The organism is Tardiphaga sp., assembly GCF_041424195.1.
Classification (GTDB): domain Bacteria; phylum Pseudomonadota; class Alphaproteobacteria; order Rhizobiales; family Xanthobacteraceae; genus Tardiphaga.
The window spans coordinates 83,492-103,087 of the sequence record NZ_JBGMOE010000228.1 but is presented as its reverse complement, the minus strand read 5'-3'; the positions used below and the strand labels follow the sequence as shown (position 1 = coordinate 103,087).

Annotated in this window: 20 protein-coding genes; all 20 read right to left on the bottom strand. The window is 63.8% G+C overall.

Annotation, left to right across the window (positions count from 1 at the left end):
• Positions 1-30: 30 nt before the first annotated feature.
• The 20 genes from ACEK02_RS32100 to ACEK02_RS32005 all read right to left on the bottom strand — a co-directional run bounded on the left by ACEK02_RS32100 (position 31) and on the right by ACEK02_RS32005 (position 19,596).
• The gene (locus tag ACEK02_RS32100; RefSeq protein WP_371425781.1) at positions 31-3,228 is read right to left on the bottom strand and encodes an efflux RND transporter permease subunit; all 3,198 of its coding nucleotides are present in this window, start codon (positions 3,226-3,228) and stop codon (positions 31-33) included.
• Positions 3,225-4,670, bottom strand: coding sequence for an efflux RND transporter periplasmic adaptor subunit (locus ACEK02_RS32095; protein WP_371425779.1), 1,446 nt, complete (start codon positions 4,668-4,670; stop codon positions 3,225-3,227). Before ACEK02_RS32095 ends, ACEK02_RS32100 begins: the two co-directional genes overlap by 4 nt.
• The gene (locus tag ACEK02_RS32090) at positions 4,667-5,911 is read right to left on the bottom strand and encodes a TolC family protein (protein ID WP_371425777.1); all 1,245 of its coding nucleotides are present in this window, start codon (positions 5,909-5,911) and stop codon (positions 4,667-4,669) included. Before ACEK02_RS32090 ends, ACEK02_RS32095 begins: the two co-directional genes overlap by 4 nt.
• Positions 5,908-6,312: a FixH family protein gene (locus ACEK02_RS32085; protein ID WP_371425775.1), complete on the bottom strand. Its 405-nt coding sequence runs from the start codon at positions 6,310-6,312 to the stop codon at positions 5,908-5,910. Before ACEK02_RS32085 ends, ACEK02_RS32090 begins: the two co-directional genes overlap by 4 nt.
• Before the next feature lie 97 nt (positions 6,313-6,409).
• The gene (locus ACEK02_RS32080; protein WP_371425773.1) at positions 6,410-6,739 is read right to left on the bottom strand and encodes a hypothetical protein; all 330 of its coding nucleotides are present in this window, start codon (positions 6,737-6,739) and stop codon (positions 6,410-6,412) included.
• A gap of 147 nt (positions 6,740-6,886) precedes the next feature.
• Positions 6,887-7,078 carry a hypothetical protein gene (locus ACEK02_RS32075; protein WP_371425771.1) on the bottom strand — a complete coding sequence of 64 codons (192 nt, stop codon included), beginning with the start codon at positions 7,076-7,078 and terminating at the stop codon, positions 6,887-6,889.
• Positions 7,079-7,088: 10 nt separating this feature from the next.
• Entirely contained in the window at positions 7,089-9,014 is a 1,926-nt protein-coding gene (locus ACEK02_RS32070; protein ID WP_371425769.1) for a diguanylate cyclase domain-containing protein, read from the bottom strand.
• A 167-nt stretch (positions 9,015-9,181) separates the two neighbouring features.
• On the bottom strand, positions 9,182-9,655 hold the full coding sequence (locus ACEK02_RS32065) for a DUF411 domain-containing protein (protein WP_371425767.1): 474 nt from the start codon (positions 9,653-9,655) through the stop codon (positions 9,182-9,184).
• Positions 9,656-9,727: 72 nt separating this feature from the next.
• Entirely contained in the window at positions 9,728-11,002 is a 1,275-nt protein-coding gene (locus tag ACEK02_RS32060; protein WP_371425765.1) for a type II restriction endonuclease, read from the bottom strand.
• Between the two features lie 95 nt (positions 11,003-11,097).
• Positions 11,098-11,706 (bottom strand): cytochrome c, encoded by a 609-nt coding sequence (locus tag ACEK02_RS32055; protein WP_371425763.1) that lies wholly within the window; start codon positions 11,704-11,706, stop codon positions 11,098-11,100.
• Complete coding sequence (locus tag ACEK02_RS32050; RefSeq protein WP_371425761.1) at positions 11,703-12,875, bottom strand: OpgC domain-containing protein; 1,173 nt, start codon at positions 12,873-12,875, stop codon at positions 11,703-11,705. Before ACEK02_RS32050 ends, ACEK02_RS32055 begins: the two co-directional genes overlap by 4 nt.
• A gap of 33 nt (positions 12,876-12,908) precedes the next feature.
• Entirely contained in the window at positions 12,909-13,400 is a 492-nt protein-coding gene (locus tag ACEK02_RS32045) for a DUF305 domain-containing protein (RefSeq protein ID WP_371425907.1), read from the bottom strand.
• A gap of 65 nt (positions 13,401-13,465) precedes the next feature.
• Positions 13,466-13,795: a four-helix bundle copper-binding protein gene (locus ACEK02_RS32040; RefSeq protein ID WP_371425759.1), complete on the bottom strand. Its 330-nt coding sequence runs from the start codon at positions 13,793-13,795 to the stop codon at positions 13,466-13,468.
• A 50-nt stretch (positions 13,796-13,845) separates the two neighbouring features.
• Positions 13,846-14,784 carry a copper homeostasis membrane protein CopD gene (gene copD, locus ACEK02_RS32035; protein WP_371425757.1) on the bottom strand — a complete coding sequence of 313 codons (939 nt, stop codon included), beginning with the start codon at positions 14,782-14,784 and terminating at the stop codon, positions 13,846-13,848.
• Positions 14,784-15,152, bottom strand: a complete 369-nt coding sequence (copC, locus tag ACEK02_RS32030) for a copper homeostasis periplasmic binding protein CopC (protein ID WP_371425755.1) — start codon at positions 15,150-15,152, stop codon at positions 14,784-14,786. Before copC ends, copD begins: the two co-directional genes overlap by 1 nt.
• A gap of 38 nt (positions 15,153-15,190) precedes the next feature.
• Positions 15,191-17,059 carry a DUF4396 domain-containing protein gene (locus tag ACEK02_RS32025; protein ID WP_371425753.1) on the bottom strand — a complete coding sequence of 623 codons (1,869 nt, stop codon included), beginning with the start codon at positions 17,057-17,059 and terminating at the stop codon, positions 15,191-15,193.
• 37 nt (positions 17,060-17,096) lie between these two features.
• A complete protein-coding gene (locus tag ACEK02_RS32020) occupies positions 17,097-17,435 on the bottom strand; it encodes a DUF305 domain-containing protein (RefSeq protein ID WP_371425751.1) in 339 nt (112 codons plus the stop codon).
• Between the two features lie 289 nt (positions 17,436-17,724).
• Positions 17,725-18,708: an FkbM family methyltransferase gene (locus ACEK02_RS32015; protein WP_371425749.1), complete on the bottom strand. Its 984-nt coding sequence runs from the start codon at positions 18,706-18,708 to the stop codon at positions 17,725-17,727.
• Positions 18,709-18,782: 74 nt separating this feature from the next.
• Positions 18,783-19,085, bottom strand: coding sequence for a copper-binding protein (locus ACEK02_RS32010; RefSeq protein ID WP_371425747.1), 303 nt, complete (start codon positions 19,083-19,085; stop codon positions 18,783-18,785).
• Positions 19,086-19,107: 22 nt separating this feature from the next.
• Positions 19,108-19,596, bottom strand: coding sequence for a plastocyanin/azurin family copper-binding protein (locus tag ACEK02_RS32005; protein WP_371425745.1), 489 nt, complete (start codon positions 19,594-19,596; stop codon positions 19,108-19,110).

The window sequence follows — 19,596 nt, the reverse complement described above, 5'->3', positions numbered from 1 at the left end:
GGAGAAAGCGGACGGTGGGCCGGCGAAGCATCATTCGGCCGCCTGTGGCCGGTCGGACCGATTATCTTCGCTGGCCGCGCCGTTGGGCAGCGCCTCCGGGACCTCGGCTCCCGGGCCTCGGGGCAGCCTGAATCCTTTGATCAGCGCGTAGACGGCCGGAATGACGATCAGCGTCAGGATCGTCGATGAGATCATGCCACCGATCATCGGCACCGCGATGCGCTGCATGACTTCCGACCCCGTGCCGGTGCTCCACAGGATCGGGATCAGGCCGGCCATGATGGCCACGACGGTCATCATCTTCGGACGGACCCGTTCGACCGCGCCCAGCATGATGGCCGCGTTCAGGTCGGAACGCGTGAACGGCCTATCTTCCGCCGCACGGGCAGCCTGGATCTCCTTCATTGCGTGATCGAGATAGATCAGCATGATGACGCCGGTCTCCGCGGCCACGCCGGCCAGCGCGATGAAGCCGACGGCCACGGCGACGGAGAAATTGAAGCCGAGCAACCACATCAGCCACAGTCCGCCGACGAGGGCAAACGGCAGCGATAGCATCACGATCAACGTCTCGGTCAGGCGTCGGAAGTTCAAATACAGCAGCAGGAAGATGATCAGCAGCGTGACGGGCACGACGATCTTCAGCCGCGCGGTCGCACGTTCCAGATATTCGAACTGGCCGCTCCAGACGACGTAGTTTCCTGGCGGAAACTGCACGCTGGCGGCCACGGCAGCCTTGGCGTCGGCGACATAGCCGCCGAGATCGCGGTCCCGGATGTCGACGAAGATATAGACAGCGAGTTGGCCGTTTTCGGTCCGGATCGACGTGGGTCCCCGCGTCAGCTTGATCGCGGCGACCTCGCCCAGGGGGACGGTGCCCCCGCCCGGTAGCCCGACCAACACATCCCGGGCGATCGACTGCGGGTCGCTGCGCAGATCGCGCGGGTAGCGCAGATTGACGCCGTAGCGCTCCCGACCTTCGACGGTCGTGGTGATCGTCTCACCGCCCAGGGCCGACGACACCGTGTCCTGCACGTCGCTGACCATCAGGCCGTAGCGTGCGAGAGCTTCCCGGTCGGGTACGACGTCCAGGTAGTAGCCGCCGATGACGCGCTCCGCGTAGGCGCTCGACGTGCCGGGGACGGCCTTGACCACGGTCTCGATCTGACGGGCCAGCTTCTCCATTTCCACCAGGTCGGTCCCCAGCACCTTGATGCCGATCGGCGTGCGGATGCCGGTCGCGAGCATGTCGGTACGGGCCTTGATCGGCATGGTCCAGGCGTTCGAGACGCCTGGAAACTGCAACGCCTTGTCGAGATCGGCGATCAGGCCGTCGACGGTCATCCTTGCCCGCCACTGCTCCTTGGGCTTGAGATTGACGATCGTCTCGAACATCTCGGTCGGCGCCGGATCGGTCGCGGTCTCGGCGCGGCCGGCTTTGCCGTACACCGACGCCACTTCGGGAAACGTCTTGATGATCCTGTTCTGCGTCTGCAGGATCTCGGCCGCCTTGGTCACGGACAGGCCCGGCAACGTCGTCGGCATGTACATCAGCGTGCCTTCATTCAGGCTCGGCATGAACTCCGTCCCTAGCTGGCGCGCCGGCCAAAGGCTGACGGCCAAGGCGGCGATCGCCAGCAGGATCGTCAAGGTCTTGGCCTTCAGTACGCCGCGAATGAGGGGACGGTAGACCCAGATCAGGAAGCGGTTGATAGGATTCCTGTGCTCCGGAACGATCCGGCCGCGCACGAACAGCACCATCAGCGCCGGCACCAAGGTGATCGACAGGATCGCCGCCGCCGCCATGGAGAATGTCTTGGTGAACGCCAGCGGGCTGAACAGACGCCCTTCCTGAGACTCCATCGTGAAGATCGGCAGGAACGACACCGTGATGATCAGCAGGCTGAAGAACAACGCCGGGCCGACCTCGCTCGCGGCCTCGATCAGGACCTCGAGACGCGGCTTGTCCGGCGGAGCCCTCTCGAGATGCTTATGGGCGTTCTCGATCATGACGATTGCGCCGTCGATCATCGCGCCGATCGCGATCGCGATGCCGCCCAGGCTCATGATGTTGGAGCCGATCCCGAGCAGCTTCATGGCGCCGAACGCCATCAGGATCCCGACCGGCAGCATGACGATGGCGACGAGCGCGCTGCGCACATGCAGCAGGAAGACGATGCAAACCAGGGCGACGACGATGCTCTCCTCGGTCAACGTGCGCTTCAACGTCTCGATGGCGCTATGGATCAGGTCGGAGCGGTCGTAGACTGGTATGATCTCGACGCCCTTGGGCAGCGCCGACGCCATCTCGGCCAGCCGCGACTTCACGTTGTCGATGACGTCGAGCGCGTTCTGCCCGAACCTCTGCAAGGCAATACCGCTGGCGACCTCGCCTTCCCCGTTGAGTTCGGTGATTCCCCGCCGCTCGTCAGGACCAAGCTCGATCCGCGCGACGTCCTTCAACAGCACAGGGGCGCCCTTGTCGACCTTGAGCACGATGTTCGACAGATCGGACAGGCTTTTGACGTAGCCTCTGCCCCGCACGATGAACTCGAATTCCGAGAGCTCCACGGTGCGCCCACCGACGTCCATGTTGCTGCCGCGCACCGCGTCCCGCACCTTGGCCAGCGGGATGTCGAGCGACCTCAGCCGGTTCGGATCGACCACGATGTTGTACTGCTTGACGAAGCCGCCGACGCTGGCGACCTCGGCCACGCCCTCCGCCTTGGAGATGCCGTAGCGGATGGTCCAGTCCTGGATGGACCGCAGGTCCGCCAGCGACTTGTCCTTGGACTGCAGCGCGTATTGATAGACCCAGCCGACCCCGGTGGCGTCGGGGCCCAATGTCGGCGTGACGCCGGCGGGAAGCTTGCGTGCCGCGGCATTTAGGTATTCCAAGACACGCGAGCGCGCCCAATAGATGTCGGTGCCGTCTTCGAAGATGATGTAGACGAACGAGACGCCGAAGAACGAGAAGCCGCGAACGACCTTCGATTTCGGCACCGTCAGCATGGCCGTCGTCAAAGGATAGGTCACCTGGTCCTCGATCACCTGCGGCGCCTGGCCCTTGTACTCGGTATAGACGATCACCTGGGTGTCGGAGAGGTCGGGGATGGCGTCCAGCGCGGAGTGCTGCACGGCATAGAGACCGCCGGCGACGACGAAGACCGTTCCGATCAGGATCAGCATCAGGTTGCGGGCCGACCAGTCGATGAGGCGCGCGATCATTGGGGTTTCTCCCCGGTATCGAGGCCCTTGAGCGCGGCCTTCAGGTTGCTTTCGGCGTCGATCAGGAAGTTCGCGGAGACGACGACCTTGTCGTTCCCGGCGAGCCCCTCCTTGATCTCGACCCGGCCGTCTCCGCGACGTCCGAGCTTGACCGCGCGCGGTTCGAACCGGCCGTCGCCTTTGTCCAGAAGCACCAGCTGTCGCTCGCCGCTGTCGATCACGGCGCTGCTCGAAACCGTCACGACGGGAGCTTCGGTCCCCGTGGCGATCTCGACGTCCGCGTACATGTCCGGCCGCAAAACGTCGTCCGGATTGGGAAGTTCGACCCTGATCCGCGCGGTACGGGTCTCGGCTCTGAGGTTTGGATAGATCACCGCGATCTTTCCCGTGAACGGGCGGTCCGGATACGCCCGGGGCCGAACGACGACTTTCTGACCGACCTCCAGCAGCGCCAGATCGCGCTCCGCGACGTCGACCATCACCCAGACCACGCCTCGGTCGACGATCCGGAACAGGATGTCGCCCGGGGCGGCCCGCATCCCGTTGACGGCGGTCCGCTCAACGATCTCGCCGTCCTGCGGCGCGGGCCAGTTCAGATAGACGGGAATCTCGCGAGTGCGCTCGATGTCCGCGATGAAGCCATCGGGCGCGCCAAGATTTTCCAGGCGCCGGCGCGCGCCCTTCAATGCCTGGCCGTTGATGCCCACATCGGAGCGGGCGTTCAGCGCCGATAGATATTCGGCGGCGGCGCTGGACAGATTGGGCCCGTAGACGCGCATCAGTGGCTGGCCCTTCCGCACGTGCGAGCCGGTGGTAACGTCTCCGACAGTGTCGATGAAGCCTTCGAACCGGAGCGACACGACCGACACGCGCCGCTCGTCCTGCTGGACCGTTCCGGGTGCCCTGACCATCGTGTTGAGGGTGCGGAGCTCGGCGGTTTCGGTCTGGACGCCCGCTTTCTGCAGCTTTCCCGCGCTGACCTTGATCGACGCGTCGTCGTCCTGCTCGCCTTCGTAGACCGGAAGGTAGTCCATCCCCATCGAATCCTTCTTCGGCGTGGGCGACGTATCGGGCAGACCCATCGGATTTCGGTAGAAACGAATGCGGCCCGGCTGACCGCCTTTTGCCTCCATCGCCTCCGGCGGCGCCTCCTGCGGCGCCTCCTCGAAGCTCACGTCCTCGCTGCTTTTGACGGCCAGATATTCCTTGCCCGAAGTGGTCTTCGCGGGCGCCGGCGAATACTTCGGCGCACCGTCCGGAGCGCGGTAGTAGATGATCGGTCCGGTCGGCGCCGGTCGCACGGGGCCCGGGTCGGCCGCCGCGGGGAGCACGGCGGACAGCCACGCCGGCAGCGGATGGTTCGACCGCCCGACGGCAAGCCCTGCAGCGCCGGCGACCAATGCCGCTGCAGCGACCAGAAATATGCTCGATGAACGCCTCATAGCGAACCTCCCGCCAGGCGCTCGAGTTCGGCGTATTTCGATTGCAGATCGACCTTGAGCTTGAGCAGGTCGAGTTGGACCGCGCGGTACCTCCGCTCGGACTCGAAGACCGATGAGAGATCGGACGAGCCGGCCTGGAAGCCGTTCCTGGAGTTGTCTACCGAGGAACGCGCCGGCGGCAGTTGGCGGGACGCGTAGATCTGGACGACCTTGCGCAGCGCGTCGACGCCGAACCAGACATCTGCGATCTGCCCGTCGATCCGGAGCCGCAGCGCCTCGCTGCGGGCCTGTGCGGCGCCGAGACGCGCGCCAGCCGCGCGCTGCTCGGCATCCTTGACGTCGTAGTGCAGCGGCAGCTTGACCCCGAGCGTGAACTCGCCGGTGTCCTCCGTGCCTGGACGCTGCACGTACTTCGCGCCGACGTTGACGTCCGGGTAGTAGTTCAGATCGGTCAAAGATTTCGTCTGGGCCGCCGAACTGCTCTGGGCGCCGGCGAGCGCCAGCATCGGGTTAGCCGACCGCCCGAGCGCCTGCGCCTGCGGGAGGCCGATCGCCTTCAAGGTCCGGAAGCCGGTCGGCGCCGCCAAGGGCGCCATCGACGGGCGGCCGATCAGGGCGTTGAGGCGTGCGGCGGCCGACTTCAGTTCGCCCTGCCGCCGAACGAGATCTCCCTCGGCGGTGGCCGCCTCGATGTCGGCCTTGATGACATCCTGCTGATCGACCGACGTGGTGCCGTACCGCGAGCGCAGCAGGCCGAGGATCTCGTCGTAGCGGCGCTTGATGTCGGTCGCGATTCCGATCGCCTCATAGGCGGCATTGTAGTCGCCGTGCGCGGCCACGACCTGCGCGACCAGTTCGACGACGGTCGCGCGTCCCTGGAATTTCGCCGCGTCGGCGTCCGAGCGCGCGATCTCACGCTCCAGGCCGTATTTGCCCCAGAGCTTGATCTCCTGGTCGAAGCCGATGCGGCGCTGTCCGACGCCCTGACGACCGACGTCCCATGCCTCCAGGATCAGTGTCGGGTCGGCCATGACACCCGCCGTCCCGATGCGGTGCGTCGCCGCGTCGAAATCGAGCGACGCGGCGGCGACGGTCGGATTGAGACGCCGCGCGAACGCGACGACGCTCTCCACCGTCGCTCCGAGTTCGTTCCTGTCGGCAGCCGCGGCAGGAGACGACCACAGCAATGCCGTGGCCGCTCCGACTGCTGCAAGTCGCGCGACGAAGACCGTCCGTGTCACGGCGTCGCCTTGAGGACGAGCTTGCTCTCGACCGTCCCGGTCTCTCCCTGGACCTTGGCCCCCAGCGACAACTGCCAGCCGCCCTCCATCGTCACGGCGGCCTTGAACTTGTAGACCCCCGGCTCCGTGCTCGGCATCGCATCGATGGTGGTCTTCATCGACTCCATGCCATCCGGAGCCATGTCCAGCCGCTTGGCGAAGATCACGGCGTCCGGCACCGGTTTGCCGTCCGGCTTGTGGACGAGGCGCACCGAGATGACCGCCTCGCCTTTCTTGACGGTCTTGTCTACCAGCTGGAATTCGTAGTCCTTGACGTCGGCGCGGGCGGACGTGCCGGCAGCGACCACGGCAATGCCGATAGCCGCGGCCCGTAGGGCGCGCGTAGCGTTGTAGTTCTTCATTGTGAAATCCTCGTTGTCCCGATTTACCGCCAAGGCGGCATGCTTCTATCCGCGCGGCTTCGGGCCGCAGCGGTGGCAGACGGCGTCTAAACGCCGATCAGGACAAGGTTCGGGGAGGATGGTCCGGAGGATCGCCGACAAGCTGATCGGCCGCGACGTCCACAAACGCGAAAGCCAGCCGCCGGATCCCGAAGAAGATTCCGATGCCGTTCACCGTCGCAGGCTCGGCCTGTGCGATCGTGAGCATGCACATCGCGAGCAAGGGGCAGTCCTTGCAGCCGTCGGACTTCTGTTCGTCCGGGCAGCACGGCATGTCTGCCGACGTGGCCGACATATCGGTCATCCCCGCCGCAGCCACGCGTTTTGCCGCCGCTGGGCTGGCCAAGGGCGCAAACGCCAGCCCTGCGATCACGAAGACCGCGAGCATACGTCCGATGATACGGCGCAGATTCATGAGGGAACGATCACATGGAAGGGGTCGCATGTGAAGAGGCGACAATTCACAAGTTCGCCAGCCGACGGCGGCGATCCGTCTATACGAATTAATCCGAATGGATTTGGTCGATTGTTAGGCTCAGTCGTTGTCGGGTAAGATCTTCAACCTTTTAGCCTTCAGGTCGAGCAGAACTGCCTTTGCAAGCTTCACGCAGGTGTCCGGACTGAGAACGTCCAGCCTGGCTTGTCTTTCGTCTTTCGCGGGATGATTTCTGAAGGCACCATAGATCGCGTTTGCGATCACATGCTCCGCATTCTCGACCTCTACCATTGCATTGCCCTCAATTCACGGGCGCGCCCGCTTCTTCTGCGACTCTCGACGACTTCCTCGGTTGCCGGGCGCTGACCAGCCGGTCCCGCCCCGCCTCCTTGGCCGAATACATGGCCTCGTCCGCGGCTGCAACGAGCATCGCTTGGCCTGCTCCGGCCAGGCCCGGCCAAGCCGTCGCGGCGCCGACGCTCGCGGTCACTATTCCGGACGGCGCGTTCTGCACATGGGGTAGCGAAAGTTCGTGCAAGCCGCTGCGGACGCGGTCACCGACACGTTCGCAGCCTTGCAGATCCGTGTTGGGCAGCAGCATCACGAACTCCTCGCCGCCGTATCTTGCCGGAAGATCGGCCGGCCGGAGGGCTTCTGAAACAAGAATGGCCGCCAGCGCCCTCAGTGCCCCATCGCCGGATTGATGTCCGTAGTGATCGTTGAAGCGTTTGAAATGGTCCACATCGATCATGAGCAACGACAAAGGCGTGCCGTCCCTTGTCGCGCGCGCCCACTCCTCCTGAAGCCTTTCGTCGAATTGCCGCCGATTGGCGAGCCCCGTCAGGCTATCGGTCGTCGCGAGGGCGGCAAGTTTCCGTTCCAGGTCCTTATGCTCCGTCATGTCGCGCGATATCGCGACGACACCGTCGATCTCGCCAGTTTCAGGGCTCCTTGTCGCTCGCAGCGCCGTTTCCAGCCAGATTTCCTTTTTTTCGCGATGCCGGGTGCGGTAGACGATCTTGGTCTCTTCGATGACGCCCCGCTTAAGGTCGGCGACAGCTTGCTCGACCCGGGGCAGATCCTCCGCATTTACCCCGCCCAACGCGGGCGTGCCTAGAAGCGACGTCGCATCCCAACCAAGTACGCGCGAGCATGATGGAGAAACGTACACAACCCGCTCGTCTAACGCGACCCGCATCACCATGTCGCTGGATTCCTCCGCCAACAGGCGGAAGTCAGCTTCCCGGGCGCGAAGGGCGGCTACCATGCGTTGGCGTTGAGCCAATTGGCGCACAAGAAACAGGCCGATAATCGCGATCACCGACGTCAGACAGACCATGAAGATCATCCTGCTCGTCGCTTCCTGCCGCCAGCCGGCGAGAACGTCGTCCTTTGCCTTGGTCGCCAAAAGAACCAACGGATAGCGGGAGCTCACCATGTATGAACTCAGTCGCTCACGCCCGTCCAACGGCGACCGGAAGTAGTAGACACCTTCTCGCGAACGCGCACGAAGGCCCTTGATGAGTTCCGTCGCCGACATGTCGCGGCCGATGTAGGACTCGTCTTGCGGCATTCTGGCCAACATGATGCCGGACGTGCTCAGCATGGAGACCGAGCCGTTCGGTCCGATGTCGAAACTACCGAAGAACTGTGAGAAATGGGCGACGTCCACGGTCGCAAGGACGACTCCAGCGAAGGATCCGTCGGCGTTGTCGAAGCGCCGGGACGCGGTGACGACCCATTGGCCGCCCGACCGGCTTTTCACCGGGTTCCCGAGATGTGTTCCGCGGTCGGAGGATCTCCGGTGGAATTCGAAGTACTCCCGGTCGCTGTTGTTGAGTCCTCCGATATCGATATCCTCCGACGTGGCAAGCCATCGGCCGGCGCTGTCGTATACGAAAAGGCCCCGGATGCGTCCAAGCCCGGGTCTGCGCGATTCCAGCACCTTTCGAAGCCGTGCGACCGCGGAAGGCGATCCGCCGTCCATCTCCAGGCGGCTTACCGTCGACATCAGGAAATTGTCGGCCAATTCGAACGTGTCGTCCGCGTATTGCGTCAGCGAACGCGCGAGGTTGCTAGTTTCGACCTCGGCGTTCTTCAGGTCGGCTGCCCGCGAACCCAATTCTCGCCAGGCGCTCACTCCGACGATCGTGAGGCAGACCATCGCGACGAAGAAGCCCGTCGCTACGGATAGCCGTCTATTGGGGTGGCCGCGCGCATTGGACATGATCATCTCCGGGCGCGCAATCTGTCACAACGGGCTTAATGGAATCTTCGACTCAGGGTCTCAACCACCTGACGACGGCACATCCGGTGCAACGACGCTTCAATGCCGGAGTCGACCGCGCTGCACACCAGGGCCGTCGTATTTGTCGCTTCTTTCAACGGATGACGTCAAATGACGCTTTTCGAGCCGACGAAGCGCATGAAAGGCCGCTGACCGTCCGAGGTGAAGAGGACGACGTCGTACGGTTTGGGCGTTCCGCTCTCCATTCCCGGCGACCCAGCCGGCATACCGGGGACGGCCAGTCCCAGCGCAGTGGGACGCGCCTCGAGCAACCGTCGGATGGCCGCCGCAGGCACGTGTCCCTCGACGACGTAGCCGGAGACCTCCGCCGTGTGGCAGGATGACAGCGACTGCGGGACGCGGAGGCGCGCGCGGATCGGCCGCAGATCGACGGCTTCCTCGACCGTCACGACGAATCCTTCGGCCTGGAGATGTTCCACCCATCCCCCGCAGCAGCCACAGTTGGGATCCTTGTGGACAAGCATGGCCGGCGCCTCAGCGCGTGCCGACATCGGCATGACAAGGCCAGCGGCCAGCAGCGCCAGCACGTTTCGGCGTGTCGGAAGAGCGATCTCATGCATGGAACAATCCTCTCGTTAAAATGGTCGGTATGGCGATGGTGCGCCGTTCAAGGTGGCGTTGACGCGACGGCCTCATGGCAAACTCTTGGAAATCGACCTGACCGCCTTCAGGCCTTCTCCGAAACGGATGATCGACTCCCGATGTCGTTCCAGCTCGCCGTAGGCGAGATACCGGACGTCCAGGTCCACAACGGCCGCGAACGCCGGCCTCGCCATTTGCGCCCGGACATCGGCTTCGCGGCTGTCCGGCGCGACGAGGAAGATCCCCTTCAAGAGCGGGCCGCAAGGCCCAAGCGCGAGATCGAGCATCCTGACGATGCCTGAATAGATCGACGTCGTATGCTCGACCTCGAAGGCGGCATGGATGGCTCCGTCCCGCTTGTCCAACCAGAGCACATCGATGAGCCTGACGGCATCTATTCCGGCCGAACCGTCGAAGGGGCTGAGGTCGCCGGCGCAACCGTCCGACAGCCGTCCGCCGCCGTAGGCGCGGTTGCGGTCGTTGGCGGCGATCCAGACGTCGTATCCGAGGCCAAAGCCGATGTCGCGCAGCAGGCCCTGCATCTCTGTGTGGGTCCGGTCGGTCTCCATCTCGCGGCCCGGTGCCTGGGCAGCCGCTCGTTCGCGGACCTTTGCTAAGTCGCGTTCCCAAGCTGCGACGCCGTCGGCCCCCTCGAGCGGCGGCGCCGGGTAGCGCCCCGTCCCGACGTCGAACAGGAAGCCCGCAATCGCGCCCAGATCGTTGGAAAGAAGATCGCGATGCTGGGCGTTGAGCCGCAGCACGCCGGCCCGCATTGCCAGGTAGTCGGGCCAGCTGCCGAGCTTCACCTTCGAACCGGTGACGGCATTGTAACCCTTCACGATCGCCGTATTGAATGGCGACGCGATCGTGGGGTGCAGAAAATAGAGCAGGTTCGCCGCCGCGGGACCCAGACCTTTGATCTTGCGGCCGTCGAGCGCCAACACGGCGTCCAGCACCTGTTCTTCGGTCGAGCAGCAGGCGCACGTGTCGAGAAAGCGCCCAAAGGCGCGCTGGTTGTCGGCATCTTCGTAGATGTCGGGGATCCGCAGCTTCGGTTTCCAGAGAAACGCATGGTCGGCGCCCTTGAATATCTGTCGCTGCTCTGCGACGGACTTCACGGCGACTTCAAGGGAAGATCCCTTGTAGACGTTGCCAAAGGTGCCGTCCTCGATTTGACGCACGACCTGCTCGATGCCGCGGCGGATGGACCGGAAATTCTTCAGCCGCTCCTCCCACAGAAACCAAGTCCGGTACGTGGCGCCCGGATCGGTCCGCCAGGCCTCGATCGAGTATCTCAGCCGCCCGGAGGCCCCGTCGTACGCCATCCCGCCCAATCTTTCTTCTTGCCGGGAAGGCATCGCCCCTCCGCTGTGCGGCTCCGTTCTCCCACAAGCGGATGCTTGCATCCAGCCGTCGATCGTCAATGCGGATGGACGGGCTTGGACCCGCCCTCGTCGGCGCGGTCCTTGGCTTTGCCCGGCGAACTCTTGTCACCGTCCATCTTCATATTGCCCATCTCCTCGTCCGGAGGGGCGTTGGTCACCATTTCTTTGTAGTGGTCGGCAGACAGACCCGGCAGCCGCGTCACGAACGCGACGATGGACCAGATGGTGTCGTCGTCATGACCGATGCCCCAGGCCGGCATGCCGCTCATCTTCAGTCCGTGTTTCACTACCCAGAACGCCCGTTTCGGATCGATGCGCTGTTCGGACAGGTTCGGAGGTTGCGGGTAGAGGCCCGGCCGAATCTCGGAATCCGCCATGCCGGGCGCGAGATGACAGTTCACGCACATCGCCGCATATTGGCCGGCTCCTTTCGACACAAGCTTCTCGTCCTGAAGTTCGGGAAGATCGATGTTCTTCGCATGTGCGGCGATCGAGCGGTCGCGGACCAGTTCGATGGCCCGCCGGGTGACTTCCCAATGCGGCGCGTCGGCTCCCATGTCATAGGCACCGGCGCCGAAGTACAGCGCCACGGCACCTAGACCGATCGATATTGCGAAGATGCCTGCGACCCAGCGTCTAGTCATGTGACCGCCTCCTGCTCCGCCTGGTGACCGGCTGGCCGTGTTGCGTTCGCCGAGGGCGCATCCAGCGTCCGCGACCAGGTCCGGTAGAACGCCACGGCGGTCATCAGGGAGATGCCGACCGCACTCAGGGCGATCTGCGTGACGAGGCCGTTCGAGTACATGTCGAGGATGAAGTGGCCGATGAACGAAAGGAATATCCCGACGCAAAAGACCTCGAGCGACCGTTTACCGCAGACGATCGCCGGCTTCAGCAACGCAGAGTGCAGGATGGACGAGTCTTTGGGGAGAAGCCGCACCACGATGACCGCAAGAGCCAGCAGATGGACGACGCGGTACGGCGCCAAATTGGTCTTGTCGTTCGGATCGAACACGTCGATTAATCCAGCGGGCAGAAATCCGGTGATGCCGAAACGGACGGCGAACGTGACCACGAAAGCGAAGGCCACGAAGGCGATGCTCGCGACAAGGACCGCCCGCGACCGTGCAAGGGCCTGCACCCGCGTCCGACCGCCCAGCGCCGCCCATGCACCCATTGCGAAAAGAAGCTGCCATGCGAAAGGATTGAAGTACCAGCCGCCGGACGGGTATGCCGAAAAGTTCCAACCGAAGAAACGCGCCGACAAGTAGACGATGAAGGAAGCCCCCAATGCCAAGTCCGGCGCGCGCCGCATGAGGATCAGCAGCGGCGGAAAGCCGGCCATGATCACGATATACAGCGGCAGTACGTCCAGATTCAGCGGTTTGAACTTCAGCAATAGCCCCTGAGAAAGCGTGGCGACCGGCTGCTCGATCAGTCCGGCCACGTTGAATTCGTCCAGAAGATGGGAGTGGCCGCGCTGCGCGACGTAGCCGATAGCCACCGCATAGAAAACGAACAGAAGGATGTGCGCCACGTACAGCTGCCAGACCCGACGAAGCAGAAGCGCCGTGCCGGCCAAGATGCCCTGAATCGCCATCCGCCGTTCGTACACGAAGGCCGCCGTGTAGCCGGAGATGAAAACGAAGATGTCGGCGGCATCGCTGAAGCCGTAGTTCCGGGTCGTAAGCCATGCGACGGCGTTGTTCGGAATGTGGTCGAGGAAGATCGCCCAGTTCGCGAGTCCCCGGAACAGGTCTAGACGGAGATCACGGCCTGGCCGATTCGTCTCGCCGTTGCGCATCGAGGTCATGGATTTGAGTGGTTCGTGCAAGGGACCATCCGCCTATTGTGGTGGGCGGGCTGGCAGGTCGGGCGCGCCGGCGGCGGGAGGATTGGCGTCGAGGTCTTGGATGAGCCGCTTCATCTCGGCGATCTCGCGGACCTGCGCTTCGATGATGCCGTCGGCGAGCTTACGCACGCGGGGATCCCGGATGTGGGCGCGCTCGCTGGTCATGATGGCGATCGAATGATGAGGAATCATCGCCTTCATGTAGGAAACGTCGTCCACGGTCTGCTGGCTCCGGACGAGCCAGAGCGAAGCAGCGAAGACGATGACGCCCGCGATTACGATTCCCGCATTGGCTTTTCGGCTGGGATACATCGCGAGCATGAAGGCGAGCATGATGATGGCCATGACCGCTCCCATCAGCAGCGCCATCCAAGTGCGGGTCTGGCTGTAGAATACGTGGTCCAAGGCGTAGGTGTTGAGGTACATCAGGCCGAACATTACGACCGTCGAGGTAGCGATCATAGCGCCGAAGCGGGCGTAGCTCATCTTCATCCGGTTTCTCCATCATCCATGGGTCATTGGGAGGGGAGGCCCGGGGGCCTCCCCTCGGCTCAGGCCGCCATCGCGCGGCAGCTTTCGGCGCATGCCCGGCAGGCCTTCACGCAGTCCTCCATGCCGCCGACGCGTTCGCAATCAGTGGCGCATTCGGTGCAGATCTCCGCGCATTCGCGGCATAGATGCTTGTGATGCGGAGAACTCATGAGCATGAAATGCGCGGACGTGCGGCAGATCTCGGAGCACGCCGTCATGAGCCTGAAATGCGCGGGCTCAAGGTGCTTTCCTCCGCTCTCCAGACAATGATTCATCGCCATGCCAAAGCAGGTTTGGTAGCAGCGCAGGCAATCGTCGATGCATTTCTGCATGTGTGCGTCCATCTTCATGGCAGTTCTCCAGTCTTGCCGGTCGCCGGGATGGCGACCGCTCTCGCCGGTCATTGTCCGATCGCCGGCCGGATCGTTCCCAGTACGCTCACGCACAGCAGGACCAGGAGGCCGAGCCCCTGTTCGCTGAGGACGTGCGTCCGCAATTTACCACGCCAGACATCGATGCCGCCCGTGCCGCCGCGTCCGGCGGCCTCCAGCGCCGGCACCAGCCAGAACCGGTTGGCCGCCGCAAGCGCGAGCATTCCCGCGAAGAAGGCCAGCTTGGCCATGAGTATCTGCCCGTAGGCGCTGTTCATCAGGCTCGACACCGATCCGACGAGGAGCCAGCTGTTCACCAAGCCGGTGCCGACGAGCGTCGCCACGGCGGCGTAGCCCATGCCGGAGAAACGCATCAGCACCCCGTCGACGTCAACGGCACATGGAGCGGGTTTAATCCCCGCATAGCCGAGCAGTATGAACCCCAGCGGCGCCAGTCCCCCGAGCCACGCGCCCGCGGCGAGGAGATGCGCCGCGTCGGCTGCGATGTGCAGCACGCTCTGCCATCCCTCTTCGATCTGGGCATGGCCCGCACCGGCGAGCGAGGCAAGCAGCCCCGCCGCGAGGGAGGACATCAGGAGATCACGCCACACCGTCGACCGCGACGGCAGCAGAAGCGCGGCTGCGACGATGACGACCGCGAGAACCATCCGCGCCGTCCAAACGACGCCGAAGCCGGTATCATGCAGCACGGACGAGAGAACCTCCGGATCCGCGACGTCCGCGAGAGCGCCGCTCATGTTGGCCACGGAGAAGCAGAACCATGCGAGACCGCTGATCAGAGCGAGGAGCGCCGACCACGACAGGACCTTGCCCCTCCAGCGGCCGAGCATCTCAGGCTCGGCGCCCGCGTAGGCATAGGCGTAGAGCGGAAAAAACGCCGCCCCGGCCAGCGTGGTCGATGCCGCATAGTGCAGGAAACGTGCGACGACGAGCCCGAGATCGATCATCAGCGCGTCACGCCGAAGGAGTAGCTGCCCTTCACCTTGTGTGTGTCGTCGGACACCGCGTGCCATTCGACCTTGTAGTCGCCGGGCGCCAGCTCATCCTTCAGGGGCACGATCATCAGCTTCTTGTTGGTGGGATCGGTCGTCGCCTTTCCGGTCGCGACCGCCTTTCCGGCCTGGTCCTTCAGTTCGATCCCGGAGAATTGCGGGATGACGCTCTCGTTGAACAGGATTCGGATCTGCTTCGGCGAAGGAGACGACTTCCCTGCGGCGGGTTCCGCCGATTGGAATTCGGGGTGGGCGTACGCGACGCCGGTGCCGAAGGTTGTGACGATCAGCGTGACGGCGGCTAACGAGGTCTTCTTGAACATTGGTATTCCTTCGGTGATGCAGAGTTGGTGTGCGGATTTCAGTGGACGTCCAGAACGAGCATGAGGCCTCCGCCGCCCTTCTCTTCGACGTTGTTGTTGGCGGTGTGGTGGGGGATATGGCAGTGCACCAGCCACTTGCCTGGCCTTCGCGCGGTCCAGACGACGTCGTAGCGCTGGCCCGGCCCGACGTTGACGGTGTCCGCCTGGTATTTCGCGCTCTCGTTCAGCGTCACTCCGTCCACGGCCACGACTTGGAACGGGCCGCCGTGGACGTGCATCGGATGCACGAAGTTGTTGTTGGTGCCGATGAAGCGGATCTTGATGGTCTGGCCGACCTTCATCGGAACGGTATCGGTCGAGGGATACGCCTTGCCGTTGATTGTGAAGTAGTTGGGCAGCGCACCTTCCATCAGCATGGCGGGAAACGTCCGCCACTCCCGCTTCAGCCATTCCTGAAGCTGGACCGTGTAGTCGATGTCGGCCTTGGCCTCCGCCGACGGATCCTTTGGCGAGATCAGCAGCGCGCCGTAGAGCCCGAGCGCCTGCTGTCGGTCCGGATGGTCGTGGCTGTGGTAGAAGTAGGTCCCGCTCTGGGCGACGTCGAATTCGTAGGTGTAGGAACCGCCCGGGGGGACGGGATCCTGCGTGACCTTCGCCGGTCCGTCCATTTCGTTGGGAACGATCAGACCGTGCCAATGCACCGTCGTGCTTTCCGGAAGAGCATTGTGGAAATTGATCCGGACGTGCTCGCCCTCGGTGAGCTGGAGCCGCGGCCCGGGCACCTGGCGGTTGTACGCGTATGCGTCGACCGCGACGTTCGGCAGGATGTTCCAACGGATGATCGAAGCCTCGATGTCGAAGACCTTGATGCCGTTCTCGACGCGGGGCTGGAGGACCTGGTCGCCCTTCGCGTCGGGCGGAGCCGTGTACGTTACCTGCCTGGGCTTCACCGCGGCCATGTCCTTCATGGCCTCGCCGGGCAGGTCGAACGTGTTGATCATTCCGGGCGGCATGATCGCGCCATCGACATCGCGGGCGCTCAGGCCCAGATTCACCGAAAACCCCGGAACGATCATCCCGGATATGAGCAGAAATCCCGTGACGCCCGCGAGCGCGGCCAGCTGAGGGCGCGTGGCATCGCCGCCCATCGCATGGCCGCCGCCTTCTTTCATCTTGCCGTGGTCCATTCCCTCCATAGCGGGCATCGCTGCATGACTTGCGTGGGCTTTCGATGCCTTGCCGGCGCGTACCGTCATCAGGCCATGCTTGATCTTCTTCTTCACCATCCAGACGTTGAAGGGGTACGCGGTAGTGAAGCCGACCATCACGCCGAGGGACATCACGCCCCAGAACACCAGCTCGAGCGGATCCATCGCGCGCATGTCGCGACCCATCATCAGGAAGCTCATGGCCGGCGCCATGCCGGCCATCATCGCGTTCATGCTGATAAACTCGGGGACGAAGCTCTTGCGGACGTTCTCCCAGTAGGTCCCGCCCATCATCTTCTTCATGAACAGGGACTGGAAGACGAACAGTCCGAACGAGAAGCCGGCGACGTATTCGACGATCAGGTCGATCCACATCGGCAACCCGAGCGAGGCCGTGACGACGGCCGCGAGAATGATGCCGGTCGCGTCGCCGGCGACGCAGTGGATCGTGCTGCCGACGCCCTGCTTCCACAGCGGCGACGTGAATTCTTCGTGCTCACCCGGCGTCGGCTCCTTGTCCGCGAGGACGTAGAGTAGCAGCCCGAACGGCCCCATGTAGAGCGTGACCAAAATGAATCCCCATTTCATGACGGTCGGCTCGGGGTTGCCGTTGAACTGGTCGTAGGCGACGTACGCCGTCGACCCGGCCGCGAGGACGAACCATGCGATCAGATAGTAGTCGTAGGGCAGTGCGATCATGGCGTCCTCGCGGATTGCGGTTAGGGTCGGCTACGGGTCAGTGCTTGCTGATCCACTCCTCGAGCATCTTCTGCTCCTCGCTCTGTTCCTTGATGCCCTTCTCGGCCATCTGGCGGATCATCGGATCCTTGGTCTCCTTCAGGACCGTCTTGGACATGTCGATCGCGCCCTGGTGATGCGCCACCATCATCTTGGCCCAGGCCTTGGTCGGGTCGGGGTCCATCCCCTTCATCATCGCCGCGTCCATCTTCTCCATGGACGCCTTGTATTCCTTCTCGGCACCCTGGGCCCGGGCCAGGCCGGGGGCGGCCAGAACGAACAGAAGGGCTGCGGCGGAAACGTAGTTGCGAAGTATAGTTCGTGCGGTACTCGTCATGACATTTCTCCATTGTTGAAACGACGCCTGCCGAAACGGCAGCAGCAAATGGTTTGTTCCGCGCCGCGACCAGCAAACTCCACCGTCGATTTCGCCGCTTCAGAACGCAGAAATACGTCGCGCGGCGCGGCGCGCGTGCTCTCGGATCGTCGGAAAAACAGGGCCAGCGCTCAATATCTCAAGCAATCGAATTCGGGTTCGGCGACGGAACGAGGCGGGCGCACCTCGCGGATCGCGGCACGCAGGTCCATCCAGACGCGCGGCGCAGCAAGGATTCGCTTTGGCGCGTTCATGACCGCCATCCGATGCGTTCGAGTTTCTCTTTCCAAAACGGGCTCGCGGTCGCGAAAACGTTGTATCCCACCCATGCGTGGCGCTTGATGCGGTCGAGAACGAACAGGTCCCGCAGCCGGACGAAACTTGCCGTCGCGGCATCGAAGACGTACAGGCGAAGCGACGTTTTGCTCATCAGATGCCGCGAAACGAGATGCCGGCGGTCCGCGCCGTGCTCCTCGCAGATGAACACAGCATCTCCCGCCGAGAGCAGCTCGGCGCCCCGGAGCGCTTCAATCTCGACGCCCTCCACGTCGAGCTTCACGACCACCGGTCGGGCGGGTTCGATCGCACCTTCCGTCATGAGGCCGTCGAGCGAGACGGTCCGGACGGCGTCGGGATCGCCGGCGCCGGCGCGCGCCGTGCCAAAGGCTTCGTGACGGTCGCCGGTGATGCGGACGAAGCCGCCGGGCGCGCCGCCGATCGCGGCGTGGATGCAGCGGAAGCGGCAGCCGTTGAGCCTGGAGTTGAATTCGAGACGCGACACGTTCGGCGCGGAGGCCTCGATCGCCAGAGCATCGTGCGCGCCGAAAGGTCTGCTGGACGCGAGCACGGACCAGTATCCGAAGTTGGCGCCGCCATCGACGAATACGTAGTCGACGTCTGACACGCCGCGCAGAAAGGTCTCGATCTCAGCTTCGTAGACGTACCGTCTGTTGAGCAGGCGGCTCCAGTAGCCGTCCGCGAAGGGCATGGAGAAGACGGCGTCGGAATTAAGCCGGATTGCGATGTCGCCGGGTGCGACGGCCGAGGACACGACGTTGCAGCCGAGCCGATACCCGCGGTGCCCGAACCGCGCCGTTGCCGCCGATCCCGCCTGCAGCGCGGCCACCGCCAGTCGCTCGACGAGGCGCGCGCCGCTCAGCCGTCCGGTTTCGCGATCGTACGCAAGCGTCCGTCCTGCGGAGGCCGGTCCTTCGTTGCGCGGAGATGCATCCATGCCGTGTCCTTCAGCGCTTCGACCCGGAGCTGCGGCGCCGGCGGGCTCGCCGGCGCGCGCAAACCGTTCGTGCCCTACTTGCTTTTCTGGATCTTGGTAATGGCGATGCCGTCGCTGCCGCGCTCGGCCGTGAACTGGACCTTGTCTCCGACCTTCACCTGCTTGAGCATCGCCGGATCCTGGACCTTGAAAACCATCGTCATGCCGTCCTCTTCCATGCCGAGGTTCTTGATCGCGCCGTGCTTGAGCGTGATCTTCTTGGCGGTCTCGTCGACCTTCTTCACTTCGCCGTTGACCATCGCGTCCTGCGCGAAGATTGCCGACGAAAACAGAAGCGAGAACGCGAGGGTGGCGGCTGCGAGTCTGTTGGTGGTCATTTTGTTTTCCTTTCGTGGGTTGCTACTTGACGACGACGTTGCCGACCATGCCCGCTTCGCGGTAGCCGGGTATCAGGCACGCGTATTCGAACTCGCCCGCCTTGCTGAACTTCCAGACGATTTCACCCGTCATCTTCGGAGCCAGCTTCGCGGCGTTCGGATCGTCGTGCTCCATGTCGGGATTCTTCGACATGGAAACGGCATGCTTCAGATTCTCCTCGGTCGTCCCGAGGACGAATTCGTGTTCGAGCTCTCCGCCGTTGCGCAGCACGAACTTGACCTGATCGCCCTTGCGGACCTCGATCTTCGCGGGCGTGAACAGCATTTTTCCGTTCGCCTCCGTCATCGTGATCTGCACGATCTTGGCCGGCTTCTTCGCGTCGCCGGGCTCGCCGGTCGTGAAGACCTCGTCGTGCTTCGCGTGTCCGGCATGATCGCTCTCGGCGAGGACGGGCGCCGTGTGCAGCAGGAGCGCCAGCGTTGCGGCTCCTGCGAATGACATAGATTTCAT